Below are 16,388 nucleotides of genomic sequence, written 5' to 3'. Positions count from 1 at the left end.
CTACCGGGCGGCGCCCGCCGTCGCAAGCGGCTGACGATCGTCGAGCCGCTGCTCTTCGTGGTACTCAAAATCCGAATTGACCGACCAGATGTCGTGCGTGGCGCCCTGCATGTTCCACACCGCCATCATGGCGGTCAGCATGGAGTGATCCTGATTGTTGTACTTGTGCATGCCGTTGCGGCCGACCGTGTGCAGGTTCGGAATCGGATCGATGAAGCTGCGGACGGTGTCGAGGTGTCCGCGATAGACAGAGTCGTAAATCGGATACGCCTTGGGCATGCGGATCACGGCCCCATCCACGACATCGGCGGCGTTCGCAAGACCGAGGTGCTCCAGATCCTTCGCGCCGCTGGCGATGAGGTCGGCATCGGCCGTCGCCCATGTGCCGTCGCCCTCGAAGCAGAAATACTCAAGCCCCAGGCACGTGGTGCCCGGTGTGGGGACCATGGCCTTGCTCCAGTTGTTGAAGTTCTGTATCCGGCCGACCTTCACGCCAGGTGTGTGAATGTAGATCCAGTTGTCAGGAAACAGATTCTCGCGATTCAGGACGAGCGCCACCACGACGAAGTCGCGGTATTTGAGGCCTTCAGCGGCCGCGCGGATGTGCGGTGGCACCGGCACCGGCGACAAGGCGTCGGCTGTGGGCTCGAGAGCCCGGACCAGGGACCGCACCGAAGTGGTGGAGATGACGTGGTCGGCCTCAAACCTCCGGGGCCCGTCGGGCGTCATGACGTGCACCGCGCACACCCGTCCGTCACGGAGTTCAATGTGCTGCATCTTGTGTTGCATCAGCACCTGTCCACCCATCGCCACGACGCGGTCGCGACACATCTCCCACATCTGCCCTGGGCCGAAACGGGGATATCGGAATTCGTGGATGAGGGATTTGATGGCGGTTGAGCGGCGATTGAGAGACGTGGCGTTCAGAATCGCCCTGGCCAGCGAGAGCCCCTGGATCCGCTGGGCCGCCCACTCGGCGCGAATCTCGGTACACGGGATGCCCCAGACCTTCTCGGTGTAGGTCTTGAAGAAAATTTCGTAGAGCCGTTTGCCGAACCGGTTCGTGACCCACTGCTCGAAGTTCTCTTCGACCCGATAGGGCAGCAGACGCCACTTCGCGTAACTGGCGAGGATCATCACCGCGTTCACAACACCGAGACCACGCAAGGCATTCGCCGCCTTCAACGGGTAGTCGAAGAACCGGCCATTGTAGTGGATGCGCGACATGCGCGGCACCGAGATGAACTCGTCGCCCAGCACTTCTTCCCACAGGGCCTGGACGGGTTCAATCTTCGTAAAAAATCTGTGGCCTCCGATGTCGAAGCGGAAGCCTTTGTATTGCGCCGTCCGGGAAATACCGCCGACGATGTCGTCGGCTTCGAGGACGATGGCCTTCACGCCAGCCTTGGCAAGCTGATAGGCCGCGGTCAGACCGGCCGGCCCGGCGCCGACGATCACGACGCGGTCACCCGGAGCGAGCGGGCTCACGGTCCGCGGTGTCTCTTGTGTGGTGCTGGTCATTACCGAACCCTGGCCATGGCATCGCCGGCGCCGGTGGCATAACCCACGGCTTCGCCCGCGGCCCAGGCACCAACAAACATCGCCAACAACGGGAGGGCCGGCACCAACTCACGGCGGTGGCGCGCCGACGCACGCACACGGCGACTGATCCGGGCGAGCAGGATCGGTGGCAGGGCGAACGAGCCGACCGCCCGCAGGACCCGTTCGGCCATGGGCATGTCAGCCCGTTTCATGCCCGCAAGAGCCCGGGAATAGAGGAAACGCTGAGACAGGTAGTCCATCATCGAATAGTGCATCTTATGGCCAACAGCGATGTCAGGGCGAGAGGTCAGCGCAATTCCGTCGCGACGCATGGCCTGATGGAACTGATCCTCCCAGTGCCCCTCGTCGAGCAGCGCCACATAGGGTGCTGCACGCGCGCGCCGGTAGACCACATTATTTCCCGGCAGGCTGCGAACGCCGGTGCCCGCCACCGGCATCAGGAGGTGGCTGTACTCACACAGGAAGGCCGCGCGATCGACCAGAGTTGTGGTGGCCTCGTTCTGAACGCTGCCGCCCACGACGTCCGCCCCGGAGTGTAACGACGCCAGCAGTTTGTGCGCCCAGTCGGCCGGCACCAGCACATGATCTTCGATGACCGCTACGGCAGCGGCTCGCGCCTGGCGAAAGCCAACCGCCCGCATCCGCGGAATACTCGTGCCGGGGGGAACCGGAAGCACCACGGCGTCAGGTGCCCGGGCGCCGAGGTGCCGCCGCACAGACTCACCGCAGCGCTCCACCACGAGGATCTCGATACGGATTCCATCAGTCGCGGCCTGTCGAAGCGCTTCGATGCACTCGAGCAGGATCTCGATGCCATTCACCGCCGGGACGATGACGGAGAGGTCGGGCAGCGGGGCAGCCGGCGTCACTGGTACGGCTCCGTCGGCGACGGGCCTCGGCCCGCGCCCCACGCGCCGACGGCCTCGCCTGCGGCCCAGGCGGTGGCCAGCAGCAGGAACCACGGTAGCGCGACGGCCAGACGCCACGGTGAAGGCCCTCCGGCGGCGCGGGTCGCGGCGCGGGCCACCAGAATGAAGGGCACCAGCGGCGCAGCCAGCACCACCTGCCAGGCCGAGCGTATCCGGCCGCGAACCCGTCGGGCGCCCGAATGCCGCCCGTGGGCAAAACGTTGCCGCAGGATCGTGCCGATCGAAAAGGACCTCGCGAACTCCGCGATGGCGTCGGGCGCCACCGACAGCCAGCCGCCGTCCGCCCGTACCAGCCGATGAAAGTCGACCTCCCAGACCCCGTTGGCAAATGTGGCGGCATGGCGGTCGAGCGCGTCACGCCGGTAGGCGGCGTTGTCGCCGGCCAGCTCCCGCTCCGTGCGCCCGGCCCCCAGCACGTGTGGCATGAAACCAGCGTACCTCAGGTAAAACACGGCCCAATCGAGCGGGGTGGTCCCCTCCGCGATCACGAGTGGGCCGCCGACCCCCGTGGCCCCCTCATCGATCGCGCGAAGCAGCGCCGCGGCCCAGCCCGGCGACACGAGGCAGTGACCCGTACTGAACGCGACCACCCGCCCCGTGGACTGCTCGAGGCCTGCGGCCCAGAGGAGCGGTGCGAGCGTCCCTGCGGGGCGTTGGAGCAGGCGGACAGGGCCGCAAATTGCCCTGACCCGATCGGCGGCGCTCCCCTGAGAGGCATCGACCACGATGACCTCCGTTCGCAGCCCTTCGCAGGCACGGTTGAGGTGCCGAAGGCACACGTCCAGTGATCGGGTGGAATCGATGCTGGCAATGACAACGGTCAGGTCCACAGGACCCTGAAGGGTTGGGGCCCCGTTCATGGGCCGAGCGCAATCCGCCGGCCTGTTTCGGCCGAGTGGTAACACGCCGTGATGACCTCGAGCACATCGCGGGCGCGCAGTGCGCTTGTGGGCGGCTCGGCGCCGGTTTTGAACGCGGCGAACGTCTCCTCGAAGACGACGCGGGTGGCGGCGACCATCGGCGCGTCGGGGTTTCTCGCGAGGAAGGTGCGGCGATTGCCCACCTCCTTCCACGCGATGCCGGACCTGCCGAACTCAAGGCGCGCGTGGGGCCGGGTGCCTCTGAAGAGGCCGGCCGACAGGCGCGCGCGGCCGCCAAACGAGGCGCGGATCGAATGGTCGGCGGTATCAGCGCGGACCTCAAAATACTGCATCTCGCCCCGGCACAGCCGGTTCTGCGTGAGTTGAGCGAGCCGGCCGCGTGAGAACTCCAGCGTCACCGCCGACACCGCGTCGGTGGCGGGGGCGCGGTCGGCATACATCGAGGCCTGCACGCTGACGGGCTTTTCGGCAAACAGCGCCATCGCGAGATCCACAAGATGCACGCCGGCTTCGAACAACGTGCGCCGCACCAGTTGTCCGCGCCAGCCGGATTCGTCATGAGGCGGCAGGTCCATCAACTGCCACATCTGAAGGAACGACAACGGTGCGGCACCGGGGCGTCGCAGTTCGTCCCGCACGGCGCGGAAGATCGGCATCTCCCGAAATTCGTGATTGATGGCGACCTGCCGTCCTGCACGCAGCGCGGCGTCGCGCACGCCATCGGCCTCGGCCAGGCTGGTCACAAAAGGTTTCTCGCACACCACGTGCGCACCGGCGCCGAGCGCCCGAATGGCATAGTCGCTGTGTGAATCAGGGGGCGTGCCGATGATCACCACATCGGGCGTGCTACCGGCCATCATCGCATCGAAGTCGGCAAACGCCGGCGCGTGGCAGGTTGCCGCCGCGCGATCGCGCCGAGCCTGGTTTCGATCGGTGACACCCACGAGGGCGACCGAACGCATCCCGGCCAGGGCCGGCAGATGAATATTCAGGCCCGCGTCGCCAAGGCCAATGAGCGCAATTCGCATACGGTGAGGCATCATGGCAGCGTCAACATTGCTGCGGCACAATCATATGCGAGCCTCGATCAGACCTGATGTGCCGCCACCTGCCGCAGGACCTCCAGCGTGCGACGCGCCGTGCGATCCCAGCGCAATTCCTTTGCGCGTTCCACGCCCCTGGCCCTCAGGTCTGCGGCCACTGCCGGGTCATTCAGTACGCGGCCGATGGCCTCGGTGAGCGCTTGCAGCTCCGGGCGCTCGATCGTGAGTGCGTACCCGTGAGCCACTTCGCCCAATGCCGCGCAGTTGACGGTCACCACCGGCGTGCCGCAACTGAGCGCCTCTGCCAGTGTCAGCGAAAACCCTTCCGACAGCGACGGCATGACATACACCGACGCCGCGTTGTATACCTCGACGAGTTCGCGATGTTCCCGTACGACACCATCGGTCTGAAAGACGCTGTCGGCGACGCCGCATCGCTCGGCCACCTGCCGGAACGGCACACCGCCGCGATTGGCGCCAAACAGCACCAGTGCATGGGGAATGCCGTCACGTTTCTTCAGGATGCTGAACGCTTCAATCAGCATCGGCACGTTGCGCCGATCCGACAGGCCGCCGACAAAAAGAATATAAGGCCGATCGGCGCCAACAAGGCGAACGCGGGCGGCGCTCAGGCGCGCTGGATCGTAAAGAGGCTGAAAGGCCTCATCCGCGCCGAGCCATATGGTCTCGATCCTGGCGGCCGGAATGCCGTACACGTCGCGCACCCGATCACTGGTCGACTGCGCGTTGGCAATCACCCGGTCGGCGCGTTTGCAGCTCAACCGGTACTTCTGCGAGTAGGTCAACCAGTGCCAGCGCGTCCACGCGCCGGCATCTTCGTCCACGCTGTGAATGGCCACAACGGAGGGGACGCGAGGAAACAGCGGGAGCGTATAGCTGGGACCAAAGAGCACGTCCACGTCCCGGGCCGCATGAGGCAGCAGCAGGTTCTCCCACAACGCGTTGGTCATCGCCGGCTTCAACACGCGGGTGGTGAACGCCGCAGACAGGCCGAGCGTCCGCGGGTCCAGCGCCTCGCGCGTAAACAGCGTGACGCGATCCGCGGGCTCAAGCATGGTGTTCCAGGACTTGAGGATGTACTCGATGTAGCGGCCGATGCCGAAGCGCTGGCCGCTCAGCCGCCACGCGCTCACGCCGATGTGCATGTCTGGGTCCGGGGCATGGAAGGCCGTGTGCGCATAGTGTACACTCGCGTTTCCGGTCGATTGGGTCGGCGGCAACCATGATGAAGACGGTCATTCTCGCAGGAGGACTCGGCACCCGGTTGTCCGAAGAGACGTCTGCCCGGCCCAAGCCGATGGTGGAGATCGGGGGCATGCCCATCCTGTGGCACATCATGAAAATGTATGGGGCCGCGGGTTTTGAGGAGTTCGTCCTCGCGCTGGGTTACAAGTCAGACGTCATCAAGTCGTTCTTTCTCGACTACTCGCGATTCAGGAACAACTTGACCGTGAATGTCCGCAGCGGCGCTGCAGACATTCACGATGGGGAGCGCGAGGACTGGACCGTGCATCTTGTCGACACCGGGCTCGTCACACAGACTGGCGGACGCCTCAAGCGCCTGGCAGGGTGGCTGGGTGACGGCACGTTCATGATGACCTACGGCGACGGCGTCGCCGAGATTGATCTGAAGGCGCTGCTCGCATTCCATCGTGCGCATGGCCGGCTGGCGACCGTGACCGCCGTGCGGCCACCGGCCCGCTTCGGGGCGCTCGAACTGGACGGCGACCTGGTGGCCAGTTTCAGCGAGAAGCCGCAGGGAGGCGAAGGCTGGATCAATGGCGGTTTTTTTGTCCTCGAGCCGGGCGTGCTGGACTACCTGGACGGGGATGCCACGGTGTTCGAACAGGACGCGCTTGAAACGCTGGCCAGCGAAGGGCAGCTGGGCGCGTACCGGCACGAAGGATTCTGGCAGTGCATGGACACCCTCCGTGACGTCAGGCAACTCAACGCGGCCTGGGAACAGGACTCCGCACCCTGGGCCGTCTGGAAGAAAGGCGTGATCACGGGATGAGTGTGCCCCCGGGACATTTTTCGGGACGCCGCGTCCTTGTGACCGGTGCCACCGGCATGGTCGGATCCGCGCTGGTCCACGACCTGCTGGCGTCGGGCGCGTACGTCGTGGCCCTCGTCCAGGATGTCGATCCCCAAACCGAACTCTACCGAAGCGGTGATGTGCATCAGGTGGCCGTCATCTCGGGTGCCCTCGAGGACCTCGGCACGCTCGAACGCGCGGTGTGCCTGCACGGCATCGACACCGTGTTTCACCTCGGGGCCCAGGCCATTGTTGGCGTGGCCCATCAGGCGCCGCTTTATACGTTCGAAGCGAATATTCGCGGCACCTACCACGTCCTCGAAGCCAGCCGTCGTCACGCCGATCTGGTGCGGTGTGTCATCGTGGCGTCGAGTGACAAGGCGTACGGCGAACAGTCGTTGCCGTACACGGAAGACTCGCCGTTGCTCGGCCGGCATCCCTACGAGGTGTCGAAGAGCTGCGCCGACATGCTGGCGCAGTGTTATCACCATACGTATCAGACGCCGGTGGCCATCGCGCGGTGCGGCAACATCTACGGTGCGGGAGATCGCAACTGGAGCCGGCTCGTGCCTGGCACAATACGCGATTTTCTGCAGGGACGCCGGCCGGTGATCCGCAGCGACGGCCAGTTCGTGCGCGACTATGTGTACGTCAAGGACGCGGTGTCGGCGTACAAATGCCTCGCCGCCGCGATCGATCGGGCGGATGTGGCGGGGCAGGCGTTCAATTTTGGCGATGACGCCCCCGCGACCGTGTTGGAGATGGTGGCGAATCTCCAGCGCTTGATGGACTGCGCACACCTTCCACCAGATGTTCGCAACGACACGCAGGGGGAGATCCCCAACCAGTTCGTGTCATCGGACCGGGCCAAGCGGGTCTTGGGATGGAGAGCGCAGTACGGCCGGGATGAAGCTCTGGCCGAAACGATTGCCTGGTACCGCGCGTATTTCGGCCCCTCCCAGGTGGGCTCGCGTGCCGAATCCTGAGGCCCTGAGGGCCAGGATTCTCGAGGACGTCGGCGAGTACTACGCCGCCGCGTTTTCGTCGAAACCCTTTGTGCCGGGCGAGTCGCCGGTTCCGGTGTCGGGTCGGGTGTTTGACGCCGCCGACCTCCAGCTCGTGACCGAGGCATCGCTCGACTTCTGGTTGACCGCCGGGCGCTTTGCCGACCAGTTTGAAGCCAAGATCGCGCGCTGGGTGGGCACCCGGTTCGGCATGCTGTGCAATTCGGGATCCTCCGCGAACCTGCTGGCGCTCTCCGCGCTGACATCCCCGGTGCTCGGCGACGAGCGTCTCACGCCCGGCGACGAGGTCATCACGGTGGCCGCGGGATTCCCCACCACGCTGAATCCCATCATTCAGAACAACCTCACGCCGGTATTCGTCGACGTCGCGCTCGGGACCTACGACGCTGACGCCGCTCGCGTGGCGGACGCGATCGGTCCACGAACCAGGGCCATCATGCTGGCCCACACACTTGGCAATCCGTTCGACCTCGATGCGATTGCCGCACTGGCGCAGGCACACGACCTGTGGCTGATTGAAGACAACTGCGACTCACTCGGCGCCACCTACCGTGGGCAGGCCACCGGCACGTTCGGAGACCTCGCCACGTTGAGTTTTTATCCGGCGCATCACGTCACGATGGGCGAAGGCGGCGCCGTACTGACGAGCCAGCCCAGGCTGAAGACACTCGTGGAGTCGTTCCGTGACTGGGGGCGCGATTGCTGGTGTGCCCCGGGAAACTCCGATACGTGCGGAAAACGTTTCGAATGGCAATTGGGTGACCTGCCAGCCGGTTACGACCACAAGTACACGTTTTCGCATATCGGGTACAACCTTAAAGCCACTGAAATGCAGGCGGCCATTGGCGTATCGCAACTCGACAAGCTGCCGCGTTTCATTGAGGCGCGCCGGCGCAACTGGTCGCGTCTGCGGGAGGGGCTTGAACCGGAGTCGGAGTTTCTGATCCTGCCGGCTCCCACACCACACAGCGATCCGAGTTGGTTTGGCTTCGCCCTCACCGTGCGACCCGATGCGCCCTTCTCGCGGTTGCAGCTGATCCAGTTTCTCGAGTCGAAAAAGATCGCGAGCCGGCTGCTGTTTGGAGGGAACCTTCTTCGGCAACCGGCCTACCGGCAAATCGCGCATCGCGTGGTCGGCGAACTGGCCAACACAGACATCGTCATGAACCAGACCCTCTGGATCGGTGTGTTTCCGGGAATCACGGACACGATGGTGGACTATGTGGTGGAGTGCTTCAGGGAGTTCACGGCGTCGTGGCGCTGATGCTGCGCGACGCCTCCGTGCTTGTCACGGGCGGCACCGGATTTCTCGGATCACACCTCACGCGGCGACTGGCGGCAGCCGGGTGCCGCACGACCCTCGCCGTCCGCGCGCAGAGTTCCATCGATCGGATCGTGGACGTGGGCCCTGCGCCACATCTGGTCCATGTCGATTTCAGTGCGCAGGACTCGGTGGACGCGTGCGTGCGCGCCGCGCGACCGGATGTCGTGTTCCACCTAGCCGGCCTGACGTCCGCCCGGCGGGCGATAGGGCCGGGCGGCAGCACCGATCTCGGCCTGGTACGAAGCTTCGAAGTCAACCTCATGGGCGCGTTGCGCCTGTTCCAGGCTGTGGCGAGCCAAGCGCCGGCCGCTCGCGTCGTTCGCACCGGTACGGTCGCCGAGTACGGCATCGGGCCTGCGCCGTCGCGCGAAGAACAGCGGGGCGAGCCGGCGTCGCCGTACGGAGCGAGCCAACTGGCCGCCACCGAGCTGGGGGAGACGCTGTTCCGTCAACTCGGCCTGCCGGTGACAACACTGAGGCTGGCGCTGACATACGGCCCTGCGCAGTCGGAGACCTTCTTCATTCCTGCGCTGATCCGAGCCTGCCTCAATGGACAGCCCTTTGAGATGACGCAGGGAGACCAGACGCGCGACTACCTGTTCGTCGATGACGTCATCGACGCGCTTGTCGAGGCCGCCGTTGCGCCAGGCATCGCCGGACTGGTCCTGAACGTCGGGTCAGGCTATGAGTACCGCATCGCGGATGTCGCAGCGCTGATCGTCTCCCTCACGGGGGGAACCGCTGAACTCCGCATGGGGCGTCTCCCCGCAGGAACGGACCCCGTTCGATTGGCGTGCGACCCGGCCCGCATACACAGGCTGCTCGGCTGGGAAGCGCGCACCCCCCTGGCCGCCGGCCTCGAACAGACCATCGCCTGGTACCGGGATAACCGGCCATTGTGACGGACCCTGTGGGCAGAGCCAACAAACACAGGACGCGGGAACAGATGCCCGGATTTCTGGGGCGGTTCGACGATCCCTACGGCATCACCTGGCGTGTCGCGAACGCCGTTCGTCGTGTTGACCTGGCAAGGAGTGCGCGGTTTCTTAGGGCATGGCTCGCGCCGAAGGCGCACCGCAGGCCGATCCTGATTGTGGGCATGCCGCGGTCGGGCACGCAGTTGCTGTTCCACGTGCTTCGTGAAAGCCCCGATTTGGGGGCGATGCCCAGGGAAGGGCACGACGTCTGGCGTCAGTATCACCACCCGCGGCGGGTGGGCTGGCGTTCAGACCACGTCGGGCCGGGACAGGTGGCGCCCGGCGAACGGCGGTTTGTCAACGCGTGGTTTACGTCGTACACCGGCGACCGCCGGCTCATCGAAAAGACGGCTGACAATGTCGTGCGGGTCGCGTACCTCCGGGAACTCTTCCCCGATGCGATCTTCGTCGTGATGAAGCGCAATCCCTGTGACGCGCTGAACTCGTACATCAACATGTGGCGTCAGCCCCAGGGCCGGTTCCGTTCGTATTTCGTTCCCGTGGATCTCACGATTCCCGGGTATCCCCATCGTCGCCGCTGGTGCTCGACGCTCATCGAGGGCTGGCGCGATCTTGTGGCTGCTCCGGTGCCCGAAATTGCGTTCGCGCAGTGGCTTCAATATGTGAACGGCATTGAGGAGGCCCGGGGCACGGTGCCAGCGGCGCAGTGGATCGAATGTCATTTTGAGGATTTGCTCACCCGTCCCGAGGCGACATTGGGAGACCTGTGCCGCCGCCTGGATGTGGCGGTTGACCCACTGGTCTTGGCAAAGCTGCAGGAGCTGGTTAGGAATCCTGTGAACGCCATGACACCTCCCGGCGACGAGAAGTGGCGCTCAGACAATGTCGAGGAGGTGCGGGCGCTGCTGCCTCGCATCGCCCTGCACGCGCCCCGACTGGGCTACACCGTGGATCCGCTGACGGGCGCGTGTGACTGGCCTACTCGACGCGAACCCAATCGAGCATGACGCCGAGCCGGCGGTCGTCCGTGCCGCCGACCACGTCTTTCGGGACGAACACGTCGGATGACATCGACAGGATGCTGGGGCCGGCGAGCAGGCGAGCCATGACCGCTGGTGACAGGCGAATCCGATACTCGCGCAGGTCAATCGTCGGAGCAGTGATGGTGCCGGCCGGAATGCCTCCGATGGCCAGACGAATCTCCACCGGGGCATGGCCGGGCGGCCGGTCGGCCGCCAGGCGCAGCACAAGGTCCATTCGACCGGAAGCGGGGCTCGCCATTCGGGGCAGTGCGATTCTCGAATCTCCGGTGGTCCATCGGGCGCGTGTGGAGTGGAACGGCTCGGACGCGTGGAATCCGTCAACGAGCGCCTGGAAGTCGTCCACCCCCACATCCACGGTGTGCGGCAGCGGTGCCTGGGTTTGCCCGTCACGTGCGCGCACCTGATACACGGCCACCTGCGGCATGTCGACCCGGAGTGCTCGTGGGAAGACGCCCCGGGTGCGTACGAGCACCGCGTAACGCAACTGCTGCTCGTATTCCTGTCGAATGTCGAAGCCTGCGAAGTCGCTGCGCCACAGCCAGAGGGGCTTGTGCTCGATCATGGGGGCCGCGACCACGTACACCTGGCGCCCCGAATCCAGAGCAGCGCTGATGAGCGGGGCGATGCCCGCGCCGCTGGTCGGGCGTGAAATCAGTCGGACAGACGGGCGATCGAAGGTGTAGGTGAGTGCTAGCGACAAATGACCAGGGACCGAGGTGTCCGAAATGACGAGCGCGTCAGGAGGGATGCGAGCGGCGAGATCCGCGATTTGCGCATGCGCTCCTTGCAGCGGAGGCGTGCGCAGGATCGGCGCGGCATCTCTCAGGAACACAACACCGAGGGCCATCGGCAGGATCCAGATCGCCCGAGCGGCCCAGCTTCGGCCACTGCTGATCTGAGAGACAAGGAAGCCGACAAACAGCATCGCGCCCGGGAGAATCAACGGCACCGCGCGCCTGAAATCGTCCGGCAGGGTCGTCTGCTCGTTCATGGCGAGCAGGAGCGCCGTCTGCGCGATGAGCGGAACCAACAGCGGGAGCGTTCGCATCTGCGCGCGCCTCGCGAGCAGCAGCAATCCGGCGAGCGCTGCGATCGCCCCGACGGGGGAGATCAGCCGACCGATCATCTGCACGACCGGCGGCAACATGACGATCACCCCGATCGCCGTGACGACGCCGCCCAAGCCCAGCCAGACCAGGCTGCGACGACCAAACCTCATAATGACGAGGGCAAGCCCGCCCGCCGCGAGAACGCCTGCGACCACCAGCAGGGGAGTGGCCGCGCGTTCGAGCATCGCGACACCGTCACCGAACAGCCGCCGTGAGTAGAGGGCCGCGACAGTCTCAGCGTGGGCAACCGCGTGGCCGGATACCAGGATGAGCAGGGTCGCGTACCAGGACCACGCGCGCCCGAGCGCTTTTGAGCGCCGCGCCTGGATGAGCCACAGCGCGGCGAGCGGCACCATCAGGAGCAGCGCATCGACGCGCGTAAAGGCCGCGAGGCCAATCGCCACGCCCGCGCAGGCGCCGGCAACCCGCAACCGCAGATCCCAGACCATGATGGTAAAGAGAATGCCCGACATGCCCATGAATTGGGTCAGCATCTCCGACGCGGCCAGCCCGCCAAAGTAGATCTGGCCGAAGTTCACGGCGAGCAGCGCTGCGGCCACCAGGCCCGCGCGATGTGACCACAGGCGTCGCCCGATCAGAAATACGGCGATCACGCCGAAGATCGCCGGAATCACATTGACGAAATATCCGGCGGCAGGACCGGCCGCCGCCACGCCGATCGCCACCCAGACCGGAAGCAGATGGAAAAACCCGGGGTTGACGCGGTCATCTGCACCAATACGAAGGCCGCCCGGCAGCCGTGCCTCATGTTGCCGGAGCCCCCTGGCGACACGAAAGAAGCTCAGGCGCAGTTCTTGCGGCATCAGCCCGATGGCCGGGTCCGGCGTGGTGATGCTCCCGGTGCGCGCGATGCTGTGGCCAGTGGCCAGGTAGACCGACGCGTCGGCGCCTTCGATCAGATACTCGCCGGGGCGCGAGAGCAGGGTCGTGGATATGGCCGCGACGAGCCCCAACGCCATCCATGTGGCCCGCGGCACGCGCTGAATGGGCCCGGCACCGCGGATGTCGCGCCAGGCGGCGGCCAGCGCGAGGGCACTGAGCACTCCACCGGCCACAGCGAGTCGCCAGCCTGTGAAGGCGCCGAATCCCGCAAGCAGGATGCCGACCCACGAAAATATCGCCAGTGGAATGAACGACGCGAGGAAGAGGACTTCAGGCCATTCAAGAGGCCGTTCGGCACGCCCGTCTGTGTGAATGACCGCCTCGACGCTCGTCACATCAACGTGCCGTCGTGTCAGGGATTGACCAGGACCTGAAACGACGCTGTCCTTGATTCTCCGTACCGGGGAACCACAGTCACCGTAATGGTCTTGAGACCGGGGGCCTGGTAGGCGTGGCTCGCGGTCGGGGTTGTGGTGGTCTGCCCCTGTCCGTCGCCGAAATCCCAGATGTACCGATTGATCGGAACGCCGGCCGGGATACCACTGACGGTAAACAGGAAGGGGACGTTCACGACCTCGGCCGACTTCGAACTCGTCACCGAGAACGTGATGGGGATCACCCCAACGCTCCCGGCGGCTTGTGCGGAGCCTCCGTCCACATCGGTGCCAATCACGGACACCTGGAACACGCCATCTTCGGAATAGAAATGGGCCACGGTGGTCGGTGACGAAATGGCGCCGAGCGGCACCGACTCGCCATCGCCGAAATCGATCGTCACGTCCTTGAACGCCACGGCGGCGTCCGGGGTGATCACGAACGAGGCCGCCGCGCCGACGAAGACCGTACCGGAGGGCGGCGTCAGCGTGATCTTCGAGCGCGTGCGAACGGTGATCTCCACCGAACCTGTCTTGCCGCCGGCACTGGCCGTCACCTCGGCTGCGGTGTTGGTGGACAGTGACACGGAGGCCACGCCGCTGTCGCTCGTCAGGGCAGAGCCGGCACTTAACGTTCCGCCGGTGGTGGTGAACGACACGGGCACACCCGACAGGGAATTGCCGTTGACGTCTTCGACCCGCGCGAAAATGCTGACCGTGCCCCCGCCGGCGGGCACGGTGGTTGACGAAGCCGTCACCGCCACACGCTCTGCGGCCGCCGCGCCAATCTTGACGTCGAGCGCCTTGGTCGCGCTCCCCGAGAACGCCGTGATCGTGGCCGTGCCGGATCGTCCGTCGGCGACGAGCTTGACGGTGACGCTGCCATTCAACGTCCGCGCCTCGGCAGGCTCAATCCGCCCGAGCGACGTCGTAAAGGTGACCAGTGTGCCGTTGTGGACGGGCGTTCCGGCAGAGGGTGTGGCCGCGCCGCCCGTGCCCGTGCCGGTCGTGCCGTTCTCGATGAGGACGGCGATGAGATCAGTGCTGCCGTTGATGGGCAGCACGTTGGTGGAGGCGACCAGCGTGATGACGGTTCCCGCAGGCGCAGTCAGGGGCACCTTGTCGCACGCGGCCGAGGCGATGAGGACCAACGTGGCCATCGCGATTGTGGCCCGGGGCACCTCCAGCCTCAAGCGGCGGGCGAGGCGGGGCACTGAAAGGGCGTGTGGTACCATGCGAGACCTCAAGGATATTACGTTCATGGACATAGTGGGTCAAGATTGTCAGGACGTGAAACGCCTGTCCGATCGCCCCTGCTCCCGGTTGGACGCTGAGGGCTTCACGATGGTCGTGCTGCTCGTCGTGATGGCCATCATGGCGGTGGGCATGTCCGCCTTGTTACCCGCCTGGCGCACGCAGGCGATTCGAGAGCAGGAAGAGGAGTTGATCTTCCGGGGCAACCAGTACGCGCGGGCGCTGGTCCTGTATTCGCGCAAGAACAACAACCTGCTGCCCAGCGACATCGAGGTGCTCTACACAGGGAAGTTCCTCCGAAAGAAATACAAGGATCCGATCACCGGGGGCGATTTCGGCTTGCTGCCGGCGGGACAGCCGACGGGGGCGGCCGGACGAGGCACACAGCCCACAGGCGGTGCCGGACGTGCCGGAGGTTCAGCACCGCAGACTGGACGCGGCGCGCCTTCGGGCACGCAGATTGTCGGGTCCATCGGCGGCGTCTACAGCAAGAGCACCAATACCTCCATCCGTGTGTACCTGAATCAGCAGCGATATATCGACTGGCCGTTTACTGTGCAGTATGCGCAAGCCCTGATGGGTCGCGCCGGCGGCGCGGGGCAGGCCGGCCAGTCTGGCGGTGGCCGTGACGGCCGCGGCGGTCCGATCGGGAGTGATGGCCGAACTGGTGGCCCGGGTGACCCTCGCGGAGGACCTGTGGGCCCACGGGGCGGCGGACCAGGGCGAGGCGTCGAAGTGCCCCCGGGCCGCGGCGGCGGCATTCCCGCTCCGGTGCCGGGTCGCGGGCGCGGCGGTCTCTAACTCTTCGATAGGCGGAGATCGGTCATCACCGCGTCGTGAAACCGCGCGCGGTATGGCAGAAAGCGCTCGTTCTTGCGCGTCGGATGGACGCGGTTCGTCAGCAGCACTACATACACGTCGCGCTCCCAGTCGATCCACAGCGATGTACCCGTAAATCCGGTGTGCCCAATCGCCGTCGGCGACATGAGCGATCCACACGACGATGTGGGAAGCATGGTGTCCCATCCCAGTGCGCGCGAACTTCCCGGGACCACGCCGCGGGCGGAAAACTGTCGCATCAATTCTGGCGTCGCGAGCCAAGTGGACTCGTGGAACGACCGGAGTACCCAGGATGCAAAGACGCCCACCGCAGGTGCGGCTCCGAACAGACCCGCATGTCCCGCCACACCGCCGAGCACGTCCGCGTTTTCATCGTGGACGACGCCCTGCAGGACGCCGCCACGTTCGGCACTAGATTCTGTGGGGGCGATGAAGGGCCGCTGCGAAGCGCCTGGCGTGAACCCGAGCCACGCGCCCACAGCATCGGCGCCGGGACGCGCGCTCCACAATTCGCGCCAGAGGGCATCGAGTGGATGACCGGCGGCGATCTCAATCAGCCGGCCCAGCAGCATGAACCCGACATCCGAATACACCGCGGCGGCGCCCGGCGGCCGTTCGAGCGGAACGGCGCACAACACGGCGAGCGCCTCTTCGCGGACTCGCGCGGATGCCGGAAGGCGGACCTGTGCAGGCAGGCCGGACGAGTGATCGAGCAGTTGACCGACGGTAATGCCCGCGCGATCGGCGCCGCGCCAACCGGGCACCACATCGGCAACGCGCGTCTCAACCGACAACGTCCCCTGGCGCACGAGTGCCATCACCAGCGACGTCGTGACCATGACCTTCGTCAGCGAGGCCAAATCAAATATGGTTTCCGTGGTTGTCGCGGTCGCGTCGTCGTCATACGACAGGCGGCCGAATGCTTCGGCCCAGACCGGACCGGCTGCACGACCCACTTCGCAAACGGCGGCGGGAAACGCGCCCGCCAATTGCGCGTCCTTCATGACCGCCCGGCCGCGCGCAAACAGATCAGACATCAGAGAGCCGAAGGTACCAGTTCTGCCCCGCGACGTGTCAAGCCGCCGATGGGCAGGGTGATGGAGTAG

The 16,388-nt window shown here is 65.6% G+C and carries 14 protein-coding genes; 6 read left to right on the top strand and 8 right to left on the bottom strand.

Features of this window, described 5'->3' with window-relative positions; all coding sequences use genetic code 11:
* From IPL75_14270 to IPL75_14250, 5 genes are read right to left on the bottom strand one after another with little or no spacing between them, the layout of a single operon-like run.
* A complete protein-coding gene (locus IPL75_14270) occupies window positions 1–1,521 on the bottom strand; it encodes an NAD(P)/FAD-dependent oxidoreductase (protein ID MBK9241387.1) in 1,521 nt (506 codons plus the stop codon).
* Window positions 1,521–2,432, bottom strand: a complete 912-nt coding sequence (locus IPL75_14265) for a glycosyltransferase (protein ID MBK9241386.1) — start codon at window positions 2,430–2,432, stop codon at window positions 1,521–1,523. The genes IPL75_14270 and IPL75_14265 overlap by 1 nt, the downstream gene beginning before the upstream one ends.
* Complete coding sequence (locus IPL75_14260; protein MBK9241385.1) at window positions 2,429–3,352, bottom strand: glycosyltransferase; 924 nt, start codon at window positions 3,350–3,352, stop codon at window positions 2,429–2,431. Before IPL75_14260 ends, IPL75_14265 begins: the two co-directional genes overlap by 4 nt.
* A complete protein-coding gene (locus IPL75_14255; protein MBK9241384.1) occupies window positions 3,349–4,401 on the bottom strand; it encodes a Gfo/Idh/MocA family oxidoreductase in 1,053 nt (350 codons plus the stop codon). The genes IPL75_14260 and IPL75_14255 overlap by 4 nt, the downstream gene beginning before the upstream one ends.
* A 59-nt stretch (window positions 4,402–4,460) precedes the next feature.
* The gene (locus IPL75_14250) at window positions 4,461–5,582 is read right to left on the bottom strand and encodes a glycosyltransferase family 4 protein (protein ID MBK9241383.1); all 1,122 of its coding nucleotides are present in this window, start codon (window positions 5,580–5,582) and stop codon (window positions 4,461–4,463) included.
* Window positions 5,583–5,662: 80 nt separating this feature from the next.
* Between IPL75_14250 and rfbF the strand changes: the two genes are divergently transcribed.
* The 5 genes from rfbF to IPL75_14225 are packed head-to-tail and all read left to right on the top strand — an operon-like array spanning window position 5,663 to window position 10,766.
* Window positions 5,663–6,451 carry a glucose-1-phosphate cytidylyltransferase gene (gene rfbF, locus IPL75_14245; protein ID MBK9241382.1) on the top strand — a complete coding sequence of 263 codons (789 nt, stop codon included), beginning with the start codon at window positions 5,663–5,665 and terminating at the stop codon, window positions 6,449–6,451.
* Complete coding sequence (locus tag IPL75_14240; GenBank protein ID MBK9241381.1) at window positions 6,448–7,458, top strand: GDP-mannose 4,6-dehydratase; 1,011 nt, start codon at window positions 6,448–6,450, stop codon at window positions 7,456–7,458. The genes rfbF and IPL75_14240 overlap by 4 nt, the downstream gene beginning before the upstream one ends.
* A complete protein-coding gene (gene rfbH / locus IPL75_14235) occupies window positions 7,379–8,761 on the top strand; it encodes a lipopolysaccharide biosynthesis protein RfbH (GenBank protein ID MBK9241380.1) in 1,383 nt (460 codons plus the stop codon). The genes IPL75_14240 and rfbH overlap by 80 nt, the downstream gene beginning before the upstream one ends.
* Window positions 8,728–9,723 carry an SDR family NAD(P)-dependent oxidoreductase gene (locus IPL75_14230; protein MBK9241379.1) on the top strand — a complete coding sequence of 332 codons (996 nt, stop codon included), beginning with the start codon at window positions 8,728–8,730 and terminating at the stop codon, window positions 9,721–9,723. Before rfbH ends, IPL75_14230 begins: the two co-directional genes overlap by 34 nt.
* A 44-nt stretch (window positions 9,724–9,767) precedes the next feature.
* Window positions 9,768–10,766 carry a sulfotransferase gene (locus tag IPL75_14225; protein MBK9241378.1) on the top strand — a complete coding sequence of 333 codons (999 nt, stop codon included), beginning with the start codon at window positions 9,768–9,770 and terminating at the stop codon, window positions 10,764–10,766.
* Here the strand turns inward: IPL75_14225 and IPL75_14220 are convergent.
* Both IPL75_14220 and IPL75_14215 read right to left on the bottom strand, forming a co-directional pair.
* Window positions 10,738–13,149 (bottom strand): glycosyltransferase family 39 protein, encoded by a 2,412-nt coding sequence (locus IPL75_14220; GenBank protein ID MBK9241377.1) that lies wholly within the window; start codon window positions 13,147–13,149, stop codon window positions 10,738–10,740. The genes IPL75_14225 and IPL75_14220 overlap by 29 nt on opposite strands.
* 17 nt (window positions 13,150–13,166) lie before the next feature.
* Entirely contained in the window at window positions 13,167–14,348 is a 1,182-nt protein-coding gene (locus tag IPL75_14215; protein MBK9241376.1) for an Ig-like domain-containing protein, read from the bottom strand.
* A gap of 130 nt (window positions 14,349–14,478) precedes the next feature.
* Here IPL75_14215 and IPL75_14210 point away from each other — a divergent pair, with 130 nt between their 5' ends.
* Window positions 14,479–15,243 carry a type II secretion system protein gene (locus IPL75_14210; protein ID MBK9241375.1) on the top strand — a complete coding sequence of 255 codons (765 nt, stop codon included), beginning with the start codon at window positions 14,479–14,481 and terminating at the stop codon, window positions 15,241–15,243.
* Here IPL75_14210 and IPL75_14205 read toward each other — a convergent pair.
* Complete coding sequence (locus IPL75_14205; protein ID MBK9241374.1) at window positions 15,240–16,319, bottom strand: serine hydrolase; 1,080 nt, start codon at window positions 16,317–16,319, stop codon at window positions 15,240–15,242. The genes IPL75_14210 and IPL75_14205 overlap by 4 nt on opposite strands.
* Between the last annotated feature and the right edge of the window lie 69 nt (window positions 16,320–16,388).

The sequence above is a fragment of the Acidobacteriota bacterium genome (assembly GCA_016716905.1).
Lineage (GTDB): Bacteria > Acidobacteriota > Vicinamibacteria > Vicinamibacterales > SCN-69-37 > SYFT01.
Note: the sequence above shows the minus strand (reverse complement) of the source record. Positions and strands in the feature narration are given on the sequence as shown.